General features: G+C 35.6%; 1 protein-coding gene. It reads right to left on the bottom strand.

Features of this window, described 5'->3' with window-relative positions:
* Positions 1–582 (bottom strand): RNB domain-containing ribonuclease (locus tag ACFINO_RS11315; RefSeq protein WP_375655945.1); only part of this gene is annotated, 582 nt, incomplete at both ends.

Below are 582 nucleotides of genomic sequence, written 5' to 3'. Positions count from 1 at the left end.
TGCTCGATGAATAACCAGATCAGCATAACGACGAATTGGTGATGTAAAATGTGTATAGTTATGTAAGTTTAAACCAAAATGGCCGATATTTTGGGGGTTATATTCTGCTTGAGATTGTGTGCGCAAAATAACCTGATTCACTAATTCTTGTTGCTGGGTATTCATAACCTTTTCTAAAATTCTATTAAGACGGGCTGATGTCAGTTCTGCGCCTCGAGAGAGTGATAAACCCAAACTTTGAAGAAAACTCCGCAGTATTTCTTGTTTTGCAAGAGAGGGTTTATCATGAATTCGATAGATGAGGGGCTGGTGATGTTCTTTTAATGTTTCAGATGCTGCAATATTAGCTTGTATCATGAGTTCTTCAATCAAACGATGTGCTTCTAGGTATGTTTGTATTTCAACATCTTTAATGCATCCATTTTGATCAAGAATAATTTTTTTTTCTGCTATTTCTAATTCTAGTGGTTGTCGACGATTCCGTGTAATTTTAAGGCATTCATAAGCTTTCCACAATGGTTGTAAGACATTTTCGAAAAGAGGAGCTATTTTTTCATTTATATTTCCCTCAATTGCTGACTG

This window comes from Bartonella sp. AA83SXKL, assembly GCF_042196965.1.
Lineage (GTDB): Bacteria > Pseudomonadota > Alphaproteobacteria > Rhizobiales > Rhizobiaceae > Bartonella.
This window is presented reverse-complemented; position numbering and strand designations above follow the sequence as displayed.